The sequence below is a fragment of the Eisenbergiella sp. OF01-20 genome (assembly GCF_003478085.1).
Lineage (GTDB): Bacteria > Bacillota > Clostridia > Lachnospirales > Lachnospiraceae > Eisenbergiella.
Map to the genome: position 1 here is coordinate 376602 of NZ_QUES01000001.1, position 17059 is coordinate 393660.

Annotated in this window: 17 protein-coding genes; all 17 read left to right on the plus strand. The window is 44.5% G+C overall.

Going from position 1 to position 17059, the window contains the following annotated elements:
* Nucleotides 1–22: 22 nt before the first annotated feature.
* The 17 genes from DXA36_RS01905 to DXA36_RS01985 all read left to right on the plus strand — a co-directional run bounded on the left by DXA36_RS01905 (nt 23) and on the right by DXA36_RS01985 (nt 17027).
* Nucleotides 23–424 (plus strand): hypothetical protein, encoded by a 402-nt coding sequence (locus tag DXA36_RS01905; RefSeq protein ID WP_006780991.1) that lies wholly within the window; start codon nt 23–25, stop codon nt 422–424.
* Nucleotides 425–438: 14 nt separating this feature from the next.
* Complete coding sequence (locus DXA36_RS01910) at nt 439–981, plus strand: hypothetical protein (RefSeq protein WP_006780990.1); 543 nt, start codon at nt 439–441, stop codon at nt 979–981.
* A 5-nt stretch (nt 982–986) separates the two neighbouring features.
* Nucleotides 987–1991 carry an N-acetylmuramoyl-L-alanine amidase gene (locus tag DXA36_RS01915; RefSeq protein ID WP_118020359.1) on the plus strand — a complete coding sequence of 335 codons (1005 nt, stop codon included), beginning with the start codon at nt 987–989 and terminating at the stop codon, nt 1989–1991.
* Between the two features lie 12 nt (nt 1992–2003).
* Nucleotides 2004–2381, plus strand: coding sequence for an HK97 gp10 family phage protein (locus tag DXA36_RS01920; protein ID WP_024738748.1), 378 nt, complete (start codon nt 2004–2006; stop codon nt 2379–2381).
* Nucleotides 2378–8890 carry a tape measure protein gene (locus tag DXA36_RS01925; RefSeq protein WP_118675912.1) on the plus strand — a complete coding sequence of 2171 codons (6513 nt, stop codon included), beginning with the start codon at nt 2378–2380 and terminating at the stop codon, nt 8888–8890. Before DXA36_RS01920 ends, DXA36_RS01925 begins: the two co-directional genes overlap by 4 nt.
* The gene (locus tag DXA36_RS01930; RefSeq protein WP_054346257.1) at nt 8887–9801 is read left to right on the plus strand and encodes a phage distal tail protein; all 915 of its coding nucleotides are present in this window, start codon (nt 8887–8889) and stop codon (nt 9799–9801) included. The genes DXA36_RS01925 and DXA36_RS01930 overlap by 4 nt, the downstream gene beginning before the upstream one ends.
* Nucleotides 9802–9803: 2 nt before the next feature.
* The gene (locus tag DXA36_RS01935) at nt 9804–10874 is read left to right on the plus strand and encodes a siphovirus ReqiPepy6 Gp37-like family protein (RefSeq protein WP_054346258.1); all 1071 of its coding nucleotides are present in this window, start codon (nt 9804–9806) and stop codon (nt 10872–10874) included.
* Nucleotides 10875–10894: 20 nt separating this feature from the next.
* Nucleotides 10895–12025 (plus strand): hypothetical protein, encoded by a 1131-nt coding sequence (locus tag DXA36_RS01940; protein ID WP_118020363.1) that lies wholly within the window; start codon nt 10895–10897, stop codon nt 12023–12025.
* A gap of 17 nt (nt 12026–12042) precedes the next feature.
* On the plus strand, nt 12043–13014 hold the full coding sequence (locus DXA36_RS01945; protein WP_118675913.1) for a hypothetical protein: 972 nt from the start codon (nt 12043–12045) through the stop codon (nt 13012–13014).
* 99 nt (nt 13015–13113) lie between these two features.
* Complete coding sequence (locus tag DXA36_RS01950; RefSeq protein WP_054346260.1) at nt 13114–13422, plus strand: hypothetical protein; 309 nt, start codon at nt 13114–13116, stop codon at nt 13420–13422.
* Nucleotides 13423–13437: 15 nt separating this feature from the next.
* Complete coding sequence (locus DXA36_RS01955; RefSeq protein ID WP_007868693.1) at nt 13438–13581, plus strand: XkdX family protein; 144 nt, start codon at nt 13438–13440, stop codon at nt 13579–13581.
* 8 nt (nt 13582–13589) lie between these two features.
* Nucleotides 13590–14063, plus strand: a complete 474-nt coding sequence (locus DXA36_RS01960; RefSeq protein WP_227072432.1) for a hypothetical protein — start codon at nt 13590–13592, stop codon at nt 14061–14063.
* Nucleotides 14064–14273: 210 nt separating this feature from the next.
* Nucleotides 14274–15470, plus strand: a complete 1197-nt coding sequence (locus tag DXA36_RS01965) for a reverse transcriptase domain-containing protein (RefSeq protein WP_054346262.1) — start codon at nt 14274–14276, stop codon at nt 15468–15470.
* A 17-nt stretch (nt 15471–15487) separates the two neighbouring features.
* A complete protein-coding gene (locus DXA36_RS01970) occupies nt 15488–15811 on the plus strand; it encodes a hypothetical protein (RefSeq protein ID WP_054346331.1) in 324 nt (107 codons plus the stop codon).
* A gap of 11 nt (nt 15812–15822) precedes the next feature.
* Nucleotides 15823–16119: a phage holin family protein gene (locus DXA36_RS01975; protein ID WP_007868689.1), complete on the plus strand. Its 297-nt coding sequence runs from the start codon at nt 15823–15825 to the stop codon at nt 16117–16119.
* A gap of 61 nt (nt 16120–16180) precedes the next feature.
* A complete protein-coding gene (locus DXA36_RS01980; RefSeq protein ID WP_007868688.1) occupies nt 16181–16762 on the plus strand; it encodes a hypothetical protein in 582 nt (193 codons plus the stop codon).
* 13 nt (nt 16763–16775) lie between these two features.
* Nucleotides 16776–17027 carry a hypothetical protein gene (locus tag DXA36_RS01985; protein ID WP_006780975.1) on the plus strand — a complete coding sequence of 84 codons (252 nt, stop codon included), beginning with the start codon at nt 16776–16778 and terminating at the stop codon, nt 17025–17027.
* Nucleotides 17028–17059 lie beyond the last annotated feature (32 nt).

The following is a 17059-nucleotide window of genomic DNA, read 5'->3' on the forward strand; positions in this document are numbered from 1 at the left end:
TTTATTTGAAAGGAGAAAAATTATGCTGAAGAAAACCATTCCCTATATCGATCTGAACGGTGTCGAAAGAAAAGAGGATTTCTATTTCCATCTGTCAAAGCCGGAAATTGTCAAGATGCAGACAAGCGTGAAGGGCGGCTATGATGTACAGCTCAAAAGTATTGGTGCCGGCGCTGATGGCGGCCAGATTATGGAATTCTTTGAAGATCTCATTAAGAAAGCTTACGGTGTCAAGAGTGAAGATGGCCGTCGCTTTATGAAGTCTGAGGAGATTTCCAGATCCTTTATGGAATCTCCTGCTTATGAGATTCTCTTTGAGGAACTGGTTACGAATGACAAGACAGCAGCAGACTTTGTGAATGCGGTGATGAACATCGGCAATTCTGCCACAGCTCCTGCAATTGCAGCAAACACTCAGAATTAAAGGAGAGGTGAGAGATGCTCCGAATCACAATACCATCCACGGAATTCTGGGATGAGGTGAAGCAAGAGTTTGTTTACACAAAGGCTCAGACCTTGCAATTGGAGCATTCTCTTGTTTCTCTTTCAAAATGGGAATCGAGATGGAATAAGCCGTTTCTGACGAAGCAGGAAAAAACTTTGGAAGAAACCATCGATTATGTAAAATGTATGACTCTTACACAGAACGTGAACCCGGAAGTTTATAACTATCTGACAAACAGCAATATCAATGAGGTCAATCGGTATATTGCTCTTCCTATGACTGCCACCCGGTTTTTCGAGGAAAAAAAAACGCAGGGAAGCAGAGAGCAGATTACGGCAGAACTCGTTTATTACTGGATGATAGCTTTAAACATTCCATTTGAATGTCAGAAATGGCATCTCAATAAACTGTTTACTTTGATAAGAGTATGCGATGTGAAGAGCAGGCCGCCGAAGAAACATAGCCGCAGAGAAATTATGAAACGGAATGCGGCACTAAATGCGGCCCGTAAAAAGAAATGGAATACGAAAGGGTGATTACTATGAGTAACAGCAGCTTGGTTAATTGTACGGTAAAAAGTCCAAACCATAGTGGAGCCAGAACGCATTCAATCGACCGGATCACTCCGCATTGTGTGGTCGGTCAGCTTTCAGCGGAATCTATTGGGGGCTGCTTTGACAGTAGTAACGTACAGGCTTCTTGCAACTATGGAATTGGTAGTGACGGACGTGTGGTTCTTTGCGTGGATGAAGCAAACAGAAGCTGGTGTTCTTCCAGCAATGCGAATGATCAGCGTGCTGTGACAATTGAATGTGCCAGTGATATGACTCATCCGTATGCCATGACTGATGCAGTATATGAAAAGCTGGTTGCTCTGTGTGTTGACATCTGCCGGAGAAATGGTAAGACAAAACTCCTTTGGTTTGGCGACAAGGACAAATCTCTGAACTACAGTCCCAAATCAAACGAGATGATCCTTACGGTTCATCGGTGGTTTGCCAACAAATCTTGTCCTGGGGATTGGCTGTATTCCAGGCTGGGGAATCTTGCGAATCGGGTAACTGCTCAGCTTGGCGGAAGTACGACTGACAGCGTCCAGAAAACCTACAAAACTGGACTTTACAAAGTCAACATCGGTGATTTGAATATTCGCAAAGGCCCTGGGACGAATTACGGAACCAATGGGATGATTACTGACCGAGGTACTTACACGATTACTGAAATTCAGAACGGTTACTGGGGCAGGTTGAAATCCGGTGCAGGATGGATCAGCGTTCATGAAGCTTACTGTACCTATAAAGGCGCAGTTTCTTCTGATTCTGGTGGATCAGTAGAGAAGCCTTCTGGAAATTTTCTGGTTCAGGTGGACATTTCCGATCTGTATATCCGTAAAGGTCCCGGAACGAATTACGGAACCAATGGTTTCTGTCCGAAAGGAGTCTACACCATCGTTGAGGTTAAAACCGGTGCTGGTTCTAATGCTGGATGGGGTAAGTTGAAATCCGGAGCAGGATGGATCTCACTGGATTACGCAACTCGAATTTAAAGAGGACGCACGATGATAAGTTTCAGACAAAAGGGTGACTTCTCCAAGTTGACACGCTTTCTGGAGAGAGCAAAAGAAGCGGTTCACATCGGAGACCTGGACAAGTTTGGTAAAGAGGGAGTAGCCGCCCTTGCGTCTGCAACACCAGTGGATTCTGGGGAGACGGCGAATTCCTGGTATTACGAAATTGAGAATCGGAAAGGTTCAGTTACAATTTCATTTCATAATTCAAATGTTCAAAATGGAGTTCCAATCGCTGTTATTTTGCAGTATGGACACGGAACTCGAAACGGCGGCTGGGTACAGGGGCGAGATTACATCAATCCTGCTATCCAGCCTATTTTTGACAAAATTGCAAATAACGCATGGAAGGAGGTTACTAAGCTATGAGTAAGACGATTGATGAAAGAGTCGTTGAAATGCGATTCGATAACAAACAGTTTGAGCAGAATGTTCAGACCAGTATATCTTCAATTGAAAAGCTCGAAAAAAGCTTAAAATTGAAAGGTGCCTCCAAAGGATTGGATGACGTTAATGCCGCAGCAAAAAATTGCAATATGACTCCGCTTTCCAATGCGGTCGAAACCGTAAAGATGCGGTTTTCGGCGTTGGAAGTCATGGCAGTTACGGCTCTGGCGAACATCACAAATTCAGCGTTAAATGCTGGTAAAAATATTGTTTCTGCACTGACAATCGATCCAATTAAGACTGGATTTCAGGAGTATGAAACACAGATCAATGCAGTTCAGACCATTCTTGCTAATACACAGAGCAAGGGGACAACCATTGACCAGGTAAATGCTGCTCTTGATGAGTTGAACAAATACGCTGATCAGACGATTTACAATTTTACGGAAATGACCCGTAACATTGGCACTTTCACGGCTGCCGGTGTTGACTTGGATAAATCAGTAACATCAATCAAAGGTATTGCCAACTTAGCAGCAGCTTCGGGTTCTAATGCTTATCAGGCCAGTACCGCTATGTATCAGCTTTCGCAGGCGATTGCAGCGGGCAAGGTTAGTTTGCAAGACTGGAATTCCGTTGTAAATGCGGGAATGGGCGGTCAGCTATTTCAAGACGCCTTAACTCGAACCGCAGAACATTTCGGAACCAACATGGATGCGATGATTGAACAGTATGGTTCATTCCGAGCTTCTCTGACCGAAGGTGGATGGCTGACAACAGAGGTGTTGACCGAAACTCTGACACAGTTGTCTGGAGCTTACTCAGAAGCAGATCTTATCGCTCAGGGATATACCGAAGAACAAGCTAAAGAGATTACAAAACTGGCTCAGACAGCATTGGATGCAGCTACCAAGGTAAAGACATTCACGCAGTTATGGGACACCCTGAAAGAATCGGTTCAGTCTGGTTGGACTCAGAGTTGGGAAATCATCATTGGTGATTTCGAAGAGGCAAAAGAACTTTTAACTGAGGTTAGCAACGCCCTTGGCAACATGGTAAATGCTTCTGCCGAAGCGAGAAATAAGATGTTGCAGGATTGGAAAGATCTTGGCGGACGAACTGCGTTGATTGAAGCGGTAAGGAATGCTTTCGAGGGTGTTTTAAGCATTATAAAGCCAGTTAAAGAAGCGTTTAGAGAAGTCTTTCCGCCGATGACCGGAGAACAGCTTTACAATCTCACTGTAGGATTACAGGAACTTACCGAAAAATTCAAAATGGGCGAAGAAACAGCGAATAACCTGAAGAGAACATTCAAAGGGGTATTCGCTTTATTTGATATTGGACTTCAAGGTGTCAAAGCGCTTGTTGGTGGATTTGCAGATCTGATTGGTTATGTGGCTCCGGCCGGAGATGGAATTCTCGGGTTTACGGCCAGCATTGGAGATTTCATTGTTGGTATTGATGAAGCTATTAAATCGTCTGATGCCTTTAACAAAGCTATCGAAGGAATCGGGAATTTCCTGAAACCAATTGCGGATGGAATAAAGACTTTTGTAAAAACAGTTGCCGATGCGTTCAGCGAGTTTGCGAATGTTGATACCAGTGGTCTCGATAATTTTGCGGATAAGGTACAGACTCGGTTTGAACCGTTTGTAAAATTAGGAGAGTTGGTAAAGAAGGCATTTGAAGGAATTATTGGGATTGTCGAGAAGGCAGCGCCTGTTTTATTGAAGCTGGGTTCCATTGTCGCAAATGCGTTTGGAAACCTTGGGGAAGCAATTCTCACAGCATTTGATACCGCAAGTTTTGACCCAATTTTGGATTTAATCAATACCGGATTGTTTTCTGCAATTCTAATCGGGGTGAAAAAGTTTATTGACTCTCTATCGGAAATCACCGAAAACGGCGGCGGAATTCTTGGTTCATTCAAAGATATTTTGGATGGAGTTAAGGGGAGTCTTGAAGCATGGCAGTCAAGTCTGAAAGCTGGCACTCTTCTGAAGATTGCCGGCGCTATGGCAATCCTGACCGCAGCGATTGTGGCGTTATCCCTGGTTGATTCCGAAAAGCTGAATGCGTCCTTGGGAGCTTTGAGTGTTCTGTTCGTCGAACTGCTTGGTTCAATGGCCATCTTTGAAAAGATAATGAACGGAGCGGCAATCAAAGGAATGGGCCAGTTGACCATTGCGATGATTGGGATGTCTACCGCTGTTCTTATTCTTGCAGGCGCAGTTCAGAAATTATCCGGTTTGGATTGGGATGAGCTTCTGAAAGGATTGGTTGGCGTTGCCGGGTTATCCGCTATTCTGGTAGCATCTGCAACAGCGCTTTCCAAAACATCGAAGGGGCTGATAAAAGGTTCAGCCGGTTTGGTAGTATTTGCGGCAGCGATTCGAGTTCTTGTAGGAGCAGTTGAAGATTTAGGAGCTTTGGATGTGGGCTCTTTGGCTAAAGGTCTAATCGGAGTCGGCGTTCTTTGCACAGAACTGGCGTTGTTCCTGAAGGCTACAGATTTGGATGGAATGGGTGTTCTGAAAGGAACCGGATTGGTTCTTCTTGCAGCGTCCATCAATATTCTGGCGGATGCGGTTAAGGCATTTGGAAATCTGGACACTTCAAACCTGATTCAAGGACTATCTGCGGTTGCCGTGGTTCTTACCGAACTGGCGGTATTCACCAAAGTTACGGCTAACGCGAAGCATGTAGTTTCCACCGCTACAGCGATGACGATTCTTGGAGCAGCCATGCTCGTGTTTGGAGAAGCAGTGAAAAAGATGGGGAACCTGACTTGGGGAGAGATTGGACGAGGTCTTACCACGATGGCCGGTTCTCTGGCGGCCGTGACAGTTGCGATGAATCTACTTCCAAAAGGAATGGTGTCGAAAGCGACTGGAATGGTAGAGGTCGGTGCAGCATTACTCATTATCGGCGAAGCAGTCCGAAATATGGGCGGAATGTCCTGGGATGAAATCGCCAGAGGACTGGTAACCCTTGCAGGTTCCATGACCATTCTTGTTGTGGCACTCAACGCAATGAAAACTGCACTTCCGGGTGCGGCAGCGGTTCTTACCGTGTCCGCTGCATTGGCGATATTTACCCCGGTTCTCAAGTCATTGGGGAATATGTCTTGGGAGAGCATCGCCAGAGGGTTGGTGGCACTGGCAGGTTCTTTCACGGTTCTCGGTGTCGCAGGAGTGGCATTAGGGCCATTGACCCCAGCTATTTTAGGACTTTCGGCCGCCATTGCTGTGTTGGGAGTAGGATGTCTGGCCGCAGGTGCTGGCATTCTCGCATTTTCCACTGGACTTTCTGCTTTGGCAGTATCTGGAGCGGCGGGAGCAGCATCTCTAGTAGTGGCAGTATCCAGTATTCTCAGTTTGATTCCGTTGCTGTTCGAATCTATCGGGGAAGGAATCCTTTCTCTTGCTGGAGTAATCGCAAATGGCGGGCCAGCTATTGCCGAGGCATTTACAGTATTGGTTCTTGCCGCAGTCGATGCTTTGGTTACGGCTGTACCAGCAGTTGTGGACGGGCTATTTGTCCTGATCGACAGTGTCCTTTCGGCTCTGGTCGAACACACACCGACCATCGTGGAGCAGTTATTCGATATTCTGATTGGGATTATTCAGGCTATCACAACGAAACTACCGGAATTGATTAAAGCTGGCGTAGAGTTACTGATGGCTTTCTTTGACGGGGTAATCGACGCCTTGAGTGGTATTGATGTGAATGTACTCATCAAAGGAATCGCTGGAATTGGTTTGCTCTCAGCAATTATGCTTGCTCTCAGTGCTGTTGCTTCCTTGGTACCTGGGGCTATGGTTGGTGTTCTCGGAATGGGTGCAGTCATTGCGGAGTTGGCATTGGTTCTGGCGGCTGTCGGCGCTCTGGCTCAGATTCCTGGGTTGGAATGGCTTATCGGTGAGGGCGGAAATCTTCTTCAGGGAATTGGTACTGCGATTGGTAAATTTGTCGGTGGCATTGTTGGCGGCTTCATGTCTGGAGTCTCCAGTCAGTTCCCTCAAATTGGCGCAGACCTTTCTGCATTTATGACGAATGTGCAGCCATTTATCGAAGGTGCTACACAGCTTAATCCTTCCATGCTGGACGGTGTGAAAGCATTGGCGGAAACCATCCTTATCCTGACAGCAGCCGATATTCTGAACGGATTGACTTCCTGGCTTACAGGGGGATCTTCCCTGAGCGATTTTGCTACCCAACTCGTTCCCTTTGGTGAAGCGATGCGGGATTTCTCCATTGCCATTGCCGGTATGGACGGGGAATTGGTGGCAAATGCGGCTACTGCCGGAAGGACGCTTGCGGAGATGGCGGCAACTCTTCCGAATTCTGGAGGGGTTATCGGATTCTTCACAGGCGAAAATGATATGAGCGCATTCGGAGCTCAGCTTATTCCGTTTGGCGAGGCGATGATGGGATTTGCAAATGCCGTAAGAGGACTGGATGCTGACACCGTAACGAATGCTGCTACCGCAGGAAAGGCCATGGCTGAAATGGCAACCACAATTCCGAATTCCGGAGGCGTGGTAGGTTTCTTTGCCGGTGAAAATGACATGGATGCGTTTGGTGAGCAGCTTGTACCGTTCGGCGAGGCAATGATGCTGTTCTCACAGGCTGTAAAAGGTCTGGATGCAAATGTGATCGTGGAATCCGCTACGGCGGGAAAGGCGTTAATCGAATTGGCAAATACTGTTCCCAACAGTGGCGGTGTCGTGGGCTTCTTTACAGGAGAGAACGACATGGACACGTTCGGGGAGAAGTTGGTGCCATTTGGCAGAGCGATGAAATCCTACTCTGACGCAATTGCAGGTATTGATGTGGAGGCCGTTACAAATTCCGCAACGGCTGGCAAAGCAGTAGTTGAGTTGGCGAATACGTTACCGAATACGGGTGGATTGGTAAGCTGGTTTACAGGAGACAATGATATTGCCGCCTTTGGCACAAGTTTGGTTTCCTTTGGTAAGAGCTTCGCACAATATTCCGACTATATGAAAGATGTGGATGCGAACATCGTTACCACTACAACCAATGCTGCTACATCCATTGTTGAGCTTCAGAAAAGTCTTCCAAAAGAAGGCGGATGGTTCTCCGATGATATGACACTTGCCAGTTTTGGTAGTGATATGGCATCGTTCGGTTCCCATTTCAGTAATTATTACAACAGCATCAGCGGTATTGATACGACGTTGCTGTCCGGAGTGATTACCCAGACAAACCGGCTTGTAAGCATGGCAAATGGGATGGTCGGTCTGGACACAAGCGGTATGACTTCTTTCAGCTCTGCATTGACAACTCTTGGAGAAACTGGCGTAACCGGATTTATCAATGCGTTCAATAATGCAGAATCGAAAGTAACGGCTGCGGCTTCGAGTATGCTGTCGTCTTTCATCAATGGTGCAAATGCGAAGAAATCCGAACTGACAACAACATTCACCACGCTGGTTCAGGCTGTATTGACAGCTATCAACGGAAAGCAGGGCGAGTTCCAAACCAGTGGTTCCACACTTATGGTTAAATTTATCGCCGGAGTACGATCTCAGGATAGTCCTTCCAGAACAACCTTTACCAATATCGTTAGCGGTTGTTTGACTGCGATACGAAATAAGTACGGAGAATTCACATCAACCGGAACCCAGACAATGGTGAAGCTGATTGCCGGTATCAGATCGCAGGACAGTAGTGCGAGGATGGCGTTCACAACCATTATCAGTGCTTGCCTTACGGTGATTAAAAATAAGTATGCAGAATTTACCTCGACAGGTAGAGAGTGCATGGTTAAATTTATCGCCGGTGTGAGAAGCAAGGATAGTGAACTCCGGACCGCTTTTACAACGATGCTGAGTGGTTCCATAACCGCCATCAAAGATTATTATAGCCAGTTCAAATCTGCCGGCTCATACTTGGTCGATGGTTTCTGCGATGGTATCAGTGAAAATACCTGGAAAGCAGAAGCAAAAGCAAGAGCTATGGCAGCCGCAGCGGCTGAAGCAGCGGAAGACGAACTGGACGAGCATTCTCCTTCCAAACGCTTTTATGGAATTGGTAACTTTGCAGGAGTCGGCTTCATAAATGCGTTGATCGATAATGTCTCCAAGGCTGGAAAGGCTGGACGGGAAATTGCCAGATCTTCTATTGACGGGCTGAACGACATCATTTCCAGAATTGCAGATTATGTGGACGCAGATATGGATGTTCAGCCTACCATTCGACCGGTTCTTGACCTGTCCGCTGTGGAAGCAGGGACTGGAAGGCTGAATGCTTTGTTTAGCAGAAATCAGGCATTATCTGTCAGCACTGGGATGAATGACCGAGTTTCCGAGATAGAAGTTCAAAATGGAGAAAGTTCTCCTACAGGAAATACCTATCAATTCACGCAAAACAATTATTCGCCTAAGGCTCTGTCGAGAATTGATATTTATCGGCAGACAAAGAATCAATTTTCGGCGATGAAAGGGCTGGTGGGTAACACATGATTAGAGCAGTAACTGTAACTAATTATTTGGGCGAATCAAAAAGATTTGAATTAGCGTTCCCGGATGAATCCGGGTTCGCTGTTCAATCTATCAGTGGATTGGGACCGAGCAAGGCAGATATTAACACGACAGAAATCTCTACGAATGACGGCTCGCTGTATAACTCGGCAAGAGTAAATTCCAGAAATATTGTTATGTCTCTGAAACTGATGTTTAATCCTCAGATCGAAGACACAAGACATGACTCTTACAAATATTTTCCGATAAAGAAGAAAGTAACGCTTCTCATAGAGACAGATAATCGTATTTGTGAGACTTACGGTTATGTGGAATCAAATGAACCAGATATTTTCAGCAGCGATGAGACGACGCAGATTTCCATCGTGTGTCCTGATCCTTATTTTTATTCTGCTGGTCCGGATGGAACTAATACCACTATCTTCTATGGAGTGGAACCTCTGTTTGAGTTCGCTTTTTCGAATGAATCTTTAACCGAGTCCTTGATTGAATTTGGCGAGATTAAGAATGAAACTGAGCAGACGGTGTATTACTCCGGTGATGCCGAGATCGGGGTTGTGATTACCATCCATGCCATCGGAAATGTGAGAAACATCACGATTTACAATACCGGGACGAGAGAAGTAATGCGTATTGATACTGATAAATTGAAGCAGCTAACCGGTTCTGGAATGGTTGCCGGCGATGAAATCATTATCTCCACCATTAAAGGGGATAAATCAATTACGCTTCTTCGAAACGGTATCTACACCAATATTTTAAACTGCCTTGATAAAGATTCTGACTGGTTTCAGCTATCCAAAGGCGATAATATTTTCGCTTATGTGGTGGAAGAAGGAACGACCAATGTGCAGTTTAAGATTGAAAACAGAACAGCGTTTGAGGGGGTATAGTTATGGAATTGATTGTTCTGGACACTTCTCTGAAAATGCTTTCTGTGCTTGATACCTTTGAGTCTCTGATATGGACGGAGCGGTATTCTGCCTATGGAGATTTCGAGGTATATACAAGCATTAACGATTCTGTTCTTGAAATCCTGAAAGACGACTACTATCTCTGGCTGAAAGAATCCGACCAGACCATGATTGTCGAGGACAGAAAGATTGAGTCTGATGCCGAAAACGGAAACCACTTTACGGTCACTGGAAGGTCATTGGAATCCATTCTGGAGCGCCGCATTATTTGGAAGCAAACGATTCTGAGCGGAAACTTTCAAAATGGAATCAAAAAGCTGCTGGATGAGAATATCATCAATCCTTCCGATGCTTCCCGAAAGGTAGAAGGACTGATATTCGAGGCATCCACGGACCCGGCGATTACCGGACTGACGGTAGATGCACAGTTTACCGGAGACAATCTGTATGATGCCATTAAAAAGCTGTGCGATTCCAAGAATGTCGGTTTCCGAATCAAGCTGTCCGATGATAACAAGTTCGTCTTTAAGCTCTATGCAGGCGCAGATCGTTCTTACGACCAGTTTACGAATCCATATGTCATCTTTTCTCCAAAATTTGAGAATGTAATCAATACCAATTATCTGGAATCAAAGAAGACTTTGAAAACAGTTACTTTGGTTGCCGGAGAGGGGGAAGGAGCCGATCGGAGGACTACAACCGTGGCTTGTGCATCTGGTGCCGGAACAGGTTTGAATCGAAGGGAGCTTTATACGGATGCTAGGGATGTTTCTTCGACCGTGGATAATGAAACCTTGACGGACACTGAGTATAATGCACAGCTTTCTCAAAGAGGTTTAGAGAATCTGGCTGAGAACATCGCAACCAAATCCTTTGAGGGAAAGGTTGAATCAACGAGGATGTACCGATATGGAGAGGATTTCTTCTTAGGCGATATGGTACAGATTGTGAATGAATACGGAATTGAGGGGAAAGCTCGGGTAACGGAATTCATTCGCTCTCAGAGCAAAGAAGGACTCGACTCGTATCCGACATTCGTTACCGTAGAATAGCAGGAAAGGGGTGAAGAAAAATGAGTGTCACTTATGGGTTCTATAACTCAAAGAATAAAGATCGGAGATACGATGCCATTCAAATGTCAAGCATTTTTGACGGGATCATACGTGACGGCATTTTGCAGCATGTTGGGACTGCTATGATGGTGAAAGAGTCTTCTGGCATGATGGTGAATGTCGGAATTGGCCGAGCTTGGTTTAATCATACATGGACGTTGAATGACGCCTTGCTTCCTTTGACTGTACCACAGTCGGAAGTGATTCTAAATCGGATTGATGCGGTTGTTTTGGAAGTAGATGCTCGTGAATCCGTTCGTGCAAATGCGATTAAAATCATCAAAGGTACGCCAGCTACTAATCCAGCGAAACCAACAATGATTAGCACGACCGACCGTTGGCAGTATCCATTAGCCTATATTCGGGTAAATTCTGGAGTTACATCCATCCGTCAGGCAAATATCAACAATGCTGTTGGTACATCGGAGTGTCCGTTCGTAACAGCTCCACTGGAGAAAATGTCCATTGACGCCTTGGTTGCTCAGTGGAAAGACCAGTGGGATGCATTTTATGAAAAAGAGACATCTGATATGGAAGCGACAAATGCTTTCTGGAAAGACCAGTGGTCAAAATGGTTCAACGCCCAGACGGAAGAAATCCAGAAATCTTATCTGGCATGGGAAAAACAATGGAACGACTGGTATGCTGCTCAAACGGCAGATATGCAGGAAACAAGTGCTTACTGGAAACAGTTATGGGCGACCTGGTTTAACGAGTACACAAACAATAATACATCTGAAATGGCTGCATGGAGAGAAAATGCTCAGGCATTGTTTGATGAGTGGTTCCAGCAGTTGAAGGATACTCTTTCGGAGGATGTAGAAGCAAATCTGGCAAACCAGATATTAGAGTTACAAAAAAGGACATCAATTCTTGAAGAAATTGTAGAGGGGATTCGGACGGAATTCACCGTATACAACAATCTTTATGACAATGGATACGAGAATTACGATAATCTTCTCGATTCATCAGAAGGAACTATCATTGATAGTAACGTGGACCCGATTGTGGCGCGTGCATATTCCAGCTCCTTAATTCTGGATAGCAACGGACAGCCAATTGATGGCCGCGTTATTTTTTGTATTAGGTAAAAGGAGGACATATCGAGATGAAAATTACGGATTATCAGAAGGTCCAGACACTAGATGAAAGCAACATCGTTTTGATTGATGGTAACAATGGAACCAAAACAATTATGGTGACTGATTTTATTAAATCCTTGATTGGGCTTACCAGTTCTCAGGATTTCATTTCCGGCGTCAATCTGTCGGAACTTACGCAAATCAATACGTTGTCTGCGGATGATAAGTTATTGATTGGCACCGCAGCAGGGAACAAAGCGATTGGTGCGGACGATGCACTCTTTGCAATTCTGGACGCTTTTGTTCCGAAGGAGCAGCGCCGCATGATTTACAGAGGAAAAAATCTGGGGAGCGTTATTACAGACGACCAGAAGGCAAATATCAAGAACGGAACCTTCAAAGGATTTTTCCTTGGAGATTACTGGTCTATCGGCAGCTATACATGGAGAATCGTAGATTTTGATTACTGGTATAATTGCGGCGATACGGCTTTCACCACGCCCCATCTGGTTATCATGCCGGATAAACCTCTTTACAACACACAGATGAATGAGACGAACATCACAACCGGCGGCTATGTTGGTTCTAAAATGTACACCAAGAATCTGGCGCAGGCGAAAACGTTGGCGGCGAGTGCCTTTGGTGACTTGATTCTCACCCACCGTGAATATCTGACAAACGCCGTTTCGAATGGATATCCTTCGGCTGGTGCTTGGTTTGATTCTACGCTGGAACTTCCGAATGAAATTATGATGTACGGAAGCCTTGTCTTTACTCCGGCAGGAGATGGTACGGTCGTTGTGAACCGTTATACGATCGGAAAGACGCAGCTTGCTTTGTTTACGGTGGTTCCGAATATGATCTCAAATCGTGCAACGTTCTGGCTCAGAGATATCGTTTCTTCGGCTTATTTCGCTCGTGTGGCCAGCCTTGGCGGTGCGGACTACTACCTCGCTTCGGACTCTCATGGAGTTCGTCCGGTCTTCGCTATTGGTTAGTCTAAATCCAGGGGCCCTGTGCCCCTACGAAAACCGTACACAGGTGACAACAATCTGTGCTATAAAAAAGAAAAATCTAAATGAAAGGTGTGAATCAAAATGGAGGATAAGATTTATAAGATTACTCTGTCCGATGAAACTGTTCTTGATAATTTGAGGTTGAACGGTAATAACTTTATATCTTCATCGGAAATCAATGAGTCCGTTTTTGACGGAAATTGTTCGATCGTAACAATCAACGATGGAGAAAAGGATGAAGTTCACATGAACATGGAACTTGTCCAGATTACCAAGGTCGATGACAAGTATTGGTTTGTCTTGCGGGAGGTTCCAGAAACAGAGTTGGCCTTTGTTAAAATGCAGTCAGATATCGAATATGTTGCCATGATGTCTGAAATCGAACTATAAAAGGAGGAAACAGTTATGGAACATAGCAAGAATTACGACAAGGTAAAACGCTACTACAATTTGGGTATGTGGAATGAAGTACGGGTTCGGAATGCAGTGAAAAAGAACTGGATTACGGAAGAAGAATTCAAAGAGATCACAGACAAGGATTATGCATGAGTGTCCTTGTGAGTGACCGGACTGAATCCAAATTTGAAGCGATTACATATTCCATTGAATTGCATGATATGTTGATTGACCTTATGCAGCGTAGTTTCGGAGTGAAAGATTTGGATCAGCTTGTTCGGGTAAGATATGCTCACGGAAAGGATGCAACAGAAGATTTTTCAAGGTATAGATATTTAATGCTGAATTATAAAAATCGAATTGACCAGTTGGCTTCTATGCTGACTAGCAATGTCCGAGCGGCTAATTCTATCTATCCGACTACGCTGCACGAATATGAGCAAAGAAGAGATTATCAGAATACAGCCATAGTAAACTGCGAGCAGCTTTTGAAAGAGTTGCAACGAATCGTTGAGATATTCGAAGTGGACGTTAATCTCTACAGTCGCTATGTTAAAGCTATCGACCGAGAAATCGGATTGATAAAGAAGTGGCGTCAACGAGATAACCGAATCAAGTCACAGTTAAAAGGGTAATGTCTAATTATGCGTCGTTTCTTCGGCTAATTTCGCTAATGTGAACAACAATGGCAATACGAACTACAACAACGCTTCGAACTCTAATGGAGTTCGTCCGGATTCTCTGCTTAACCAACAGAGAAGGAGACATTGTCCTTTCCGAATGGATAAATAGCAAAGCCGGACGCAATTTACTACGGTAAGTATTGCTATCACGGTGAATGATTTATGAACTATGAGGAGATTATCTGTGACGCCAACAATTTGTATAGAGCTTACAAGGTTTCTGTCAAAACCAGCAAGTGGAAGGAAACAACGCAGAAATTCATGATGAATTTTCTTCGGTATATCTTTTCCATTCAAGACGACCTGATGAATCGGACTCTTCAAAATGGACCGACACAGGAATTCACGCTGTTTGAGAGAGGCCGAGTAAGACCTATTACAAGTATTCAAATTCGGGATCGCATTATTCGGCATGTTTTGTGCGATGAAGTCTTGCTTCCCGAAGTGAAGAAGCATATTATCTATGACAATTGTGCTTCGATTAAAGGAAGAGGTATCTCTCATCAGCGGGACAGGTTCGAAGTTCATCTCCGTAAATACTATCGGTTGTATGGAAATGAAGGATGGATATTGTTCGGAGACTTTTCCAAGTTTTACGATAATATCATTCATGAAATTGCCAAACGGGAATTGTTAAAGCTGTTCGATGATGACGAATTCATTGACTGGTTGCTAACCCAGATTTTTGACGGATTTAAAATCGATGTTTCTTACATGACGGACGAGGAATATGCCACATGTATGTCTGACACTTTCAACAAGTTAGATTATAGGAACATTCCAGAGTCAAAGCTGACAGGCGAAAAGTGGATGGAGAAGTCGGTTAATATTGGAGACCAGCTATCACAAGTCATCGGGATTTATTATCCGTATCGGATTGATAATTACGTCAAATATGTAAGAAGCCAGAAGTTTTATGGAAGATACATGGATGACTGGTATATCATGAATCCGAGTAAAGAAGAACTCTTTGATCTGCTAGATCATATTCATCAAATTGCAGAAGAATATGGAATCCATATCAATAAGAAGAAAACTCGAATTGTGAAGATTTCCAGCACGTACAAATTTCTGCAAATAAAATACAGTTTAACAGATTCCGGAAAGGTAATTAAGCGAATCAATCCGAAGCGGGTTACTACGATGCGCAGAAAGCTCAAGAAACTCGCCGTCAAAGTGAAAAACGAGGAGATAACGTATGAAAATGTAGAGAATATGTTTCGGGGCTGGATGGGAAGCTTTTACAAACTTTTGTCGAAGGAACAAAGAAAAAATTTGATAGGTCTCTATGAAGATTTATTTGAAAAGTCGATTACAATCATCAGCAAAAGGATGATCATAACCGATAAAATCAAATAGTTATGGAGGATACTAAAATGGAACCATGGTTTCAAATGGTGGTGACGATTATGTGTGCAGTCGTCGCCTCTTCTGGTTTTTGGGCGTATATCCAGAAGAAAAGTGAGAAAAAAGATGTGAGGACGCAGATGCTGATTGGTCTTGCTCACGATAGAATTATCTATCTGGGAATGTCCTACATCGAGCGGGGATGGATCACGCAGGACGAATATGAAAATCTGCACGATTATCTCTACAAGCCCTATGAAGAGATGGGCGGAAATGGCTCAGCTAAAAAAGTCATGCAGGAGATCAATAAGTTGCCCATTCACAAATCAACCTATATTCAAGAAAATCAGTAGGAGGAATTAAAATGATGGAACAGATTATGAACTATGTGCAGCCTGAGTTAATCGTTGTGGCGATTGTCCTTTACTTCTGCGGTATGGGGCTGAAGCAGACTCAGGCAATCAAGGACAAGTATATTCCGTTGATCCTCGGTGTCGGCGGCATCGTCCTTTGCGGAATCTGGGTTTTGGCCACTTCTCCATTAGGGAGTGGTCAGGAGATTGCAATGGCTATATTTATCGCAATTGTTCAGGGAATTTTAATGGCCGGTCTCAGTACCTATGTAAATCAGATCATTAAGCAGGCAAATAAAGATGAGTAGCAAGCGGACAGAGCGTGAAACCGTTCTTTTTTTTTATTTCCAAAAGAGAGGATGAGAGAATATGGCTATTAACAAAGTAATCTATGGTGGAGAGACACTGATCGACCTGACCGGCGATACCGTAACCGCTGATAAGATTCTTTCCGGCTTTACCGCCCATGACAAAGGAGGGGAGCCGATCACAGGTACTTGTGAATATGACGTAGATTCTTCTGATGCAACAGCCGCTGTTGCTGAAATTCTTCAGGGAAAGACCGCGTATGTACGAGGTCAGAAACTGACGGGAACCATGAAGAATAACGGAGCTGTGACAGGTACAATTTCTTCAAAGGATGAAGAGTACACCATTCCGCAGGGACATCACGATGGTTCTGGTAAAGTTGGGATTTCGGCAGCAGAAAAAGAGAAAATCATTCCGGATAATATTCGAGAGGGTATTACTCTGCTTGGTGTAGAAGGTTCTATGTCAGGTACGGAAGATGCCAAACCACAGGCAAAGACAGTTACACCTTCTACAAAGGAGCAGACAGTGCTTCCGAATTCTGAGGAAGGATATAACTACTTATCGCAGGTTACAGTCAAAGCAATCCCATATAACGAAAGCGAGAATCCCGCTGGAGGTACTACGGTAACTATCGGGTAGGAGGGAGGCTTAAATGGCTACAAATAAAGTCGTTTACAGCGGCAGAACCCTCATAGATTTGACTGGGGATACTGTGACAGAAGAAACTCTGCTAAGAGGTTATACGGCTCACAGAGCAGACGGGACGCAGATTGTGGGAACAGCATTTGCCGATTATCCGGAGCGATATTCGTTTCTTGACCCTCTTCAGGATTCAAATGGAGAAAAGATCCTTGATAATTCGAATAATGTACTACAGGGTGAAACGGTGTATAAAAAGGTGTAGAAATGTCGTTTACTTCTTGAATATTCCTATAC

Bases quoted from the DNA above. Each gene is read 5' to 3' on its own strand.
- DXA36_RS01915 (WP_118020359.1), top strand. From the start codon at position 987: ATGAGTAACAGCAGCTTGGTTAATTGTACGGTAAAAAGTCCAAACCAT.
- DXA36_RS01930 (WP_054346257.1), top strand. From the start codon at position 8,887: ATGATTAGAGCAGTAACTGTAACTAATTATTTGGGCGAATCAAAAAGA.
- DXA36_RS01980 (WP_007868688.1), top strand. From the start codon at position 16,181: ATGGCTATTAACAAAGTAATCTATGGTGGAGAGACACTGATCGACCTG.
- DXA36_RS01940 (WP_118020363.1), top strand. From the start codon at position 10,895: ATGAGTGTCACTTATGGGTTCTATAACTCAAAGAATAAAGATCGGAGA.
- DXA36_RS01905 (WP_006780991.1), top strand. From the start codon at position 23: ATGCTGAAGAAAACCATTCCCTATATCGATCTGAACGGTGTCGAAAGA.
- DXA36_RS01975 (WP_007868689.1), top strand. From the start codon at position 15,823: ATGATGGAACAGATTATGAACTATGTGCAGCCTGAGTTAATCGTTGTG.
- DXA36_RS01920 (WP_024738748.1), top strand. From the start codon at position 2,004: ATGATAAGTTTCAGACAAAAGGGTGACTTCTCCAAGTTGACACGCTTT.
- DXA36_RS01970 (WP_054346331.1), top strand. From the start codon at position 15,488: ATGGAACCATGGTTTCAAATGGTGGTGACGATTATGTGTGCAGTCGTC.
- DXA36_RS01965 (WP_054346262.1), top strand. From the start codon at position 14,274: ATGAACTATGAGGAGATTATCTGTGACGCCAACAATTTGTATAGAGCT.
- DXA36_RS01985 (WP_006780975.1), top strand. From the start codon at position 16,776: ATGGCTACAAATAAAGTCGTTTACAGCGGCAGAACCCTCATAGATTTG.
- DXA36_RS01955 (WP_007868693.1), top strand. From the start codon at position 13,438: ATGGAACATAGCAAGAATTACGACAAGGTAAAACGCTACTACAATTTG.
- DXA36_RS01935 (WP_054346258.1), top strand. From the start codon at position 9,804: ATGGAATTGATTGTTCTGGACACTTCTCTGAAAATGCTTTCTGTGCTT.
- DXA36_RS01945 (WP_118675913.1), top strand. From the start codon at position 12,043: ATGAAAATTACGGATTATCAGAAGGTCCAGACACTAGATGAAAGCAAC.
- DXA36_RS01950 (WP_054346260.1), top strand. From the start codon at position 13,114: ATGGAGGATAAGATTTATAAGATTACTCTGTCCGATGAAACTGTTCTT.
- DXA36_RS01925 (WP_118675912.1), top strand. From the start codon at position 2,378: ATGAGTAAGACGATTGATGAAAGAGTCGTTGAAATGCGATTCGATAAC.
- DXA36_RS01910 (WP_006780990.1), top strand. From the start codon at position 439: ATGCTCCGAATCACAATACCATCCACGGAATTCTGGGATGAGGTGAAG.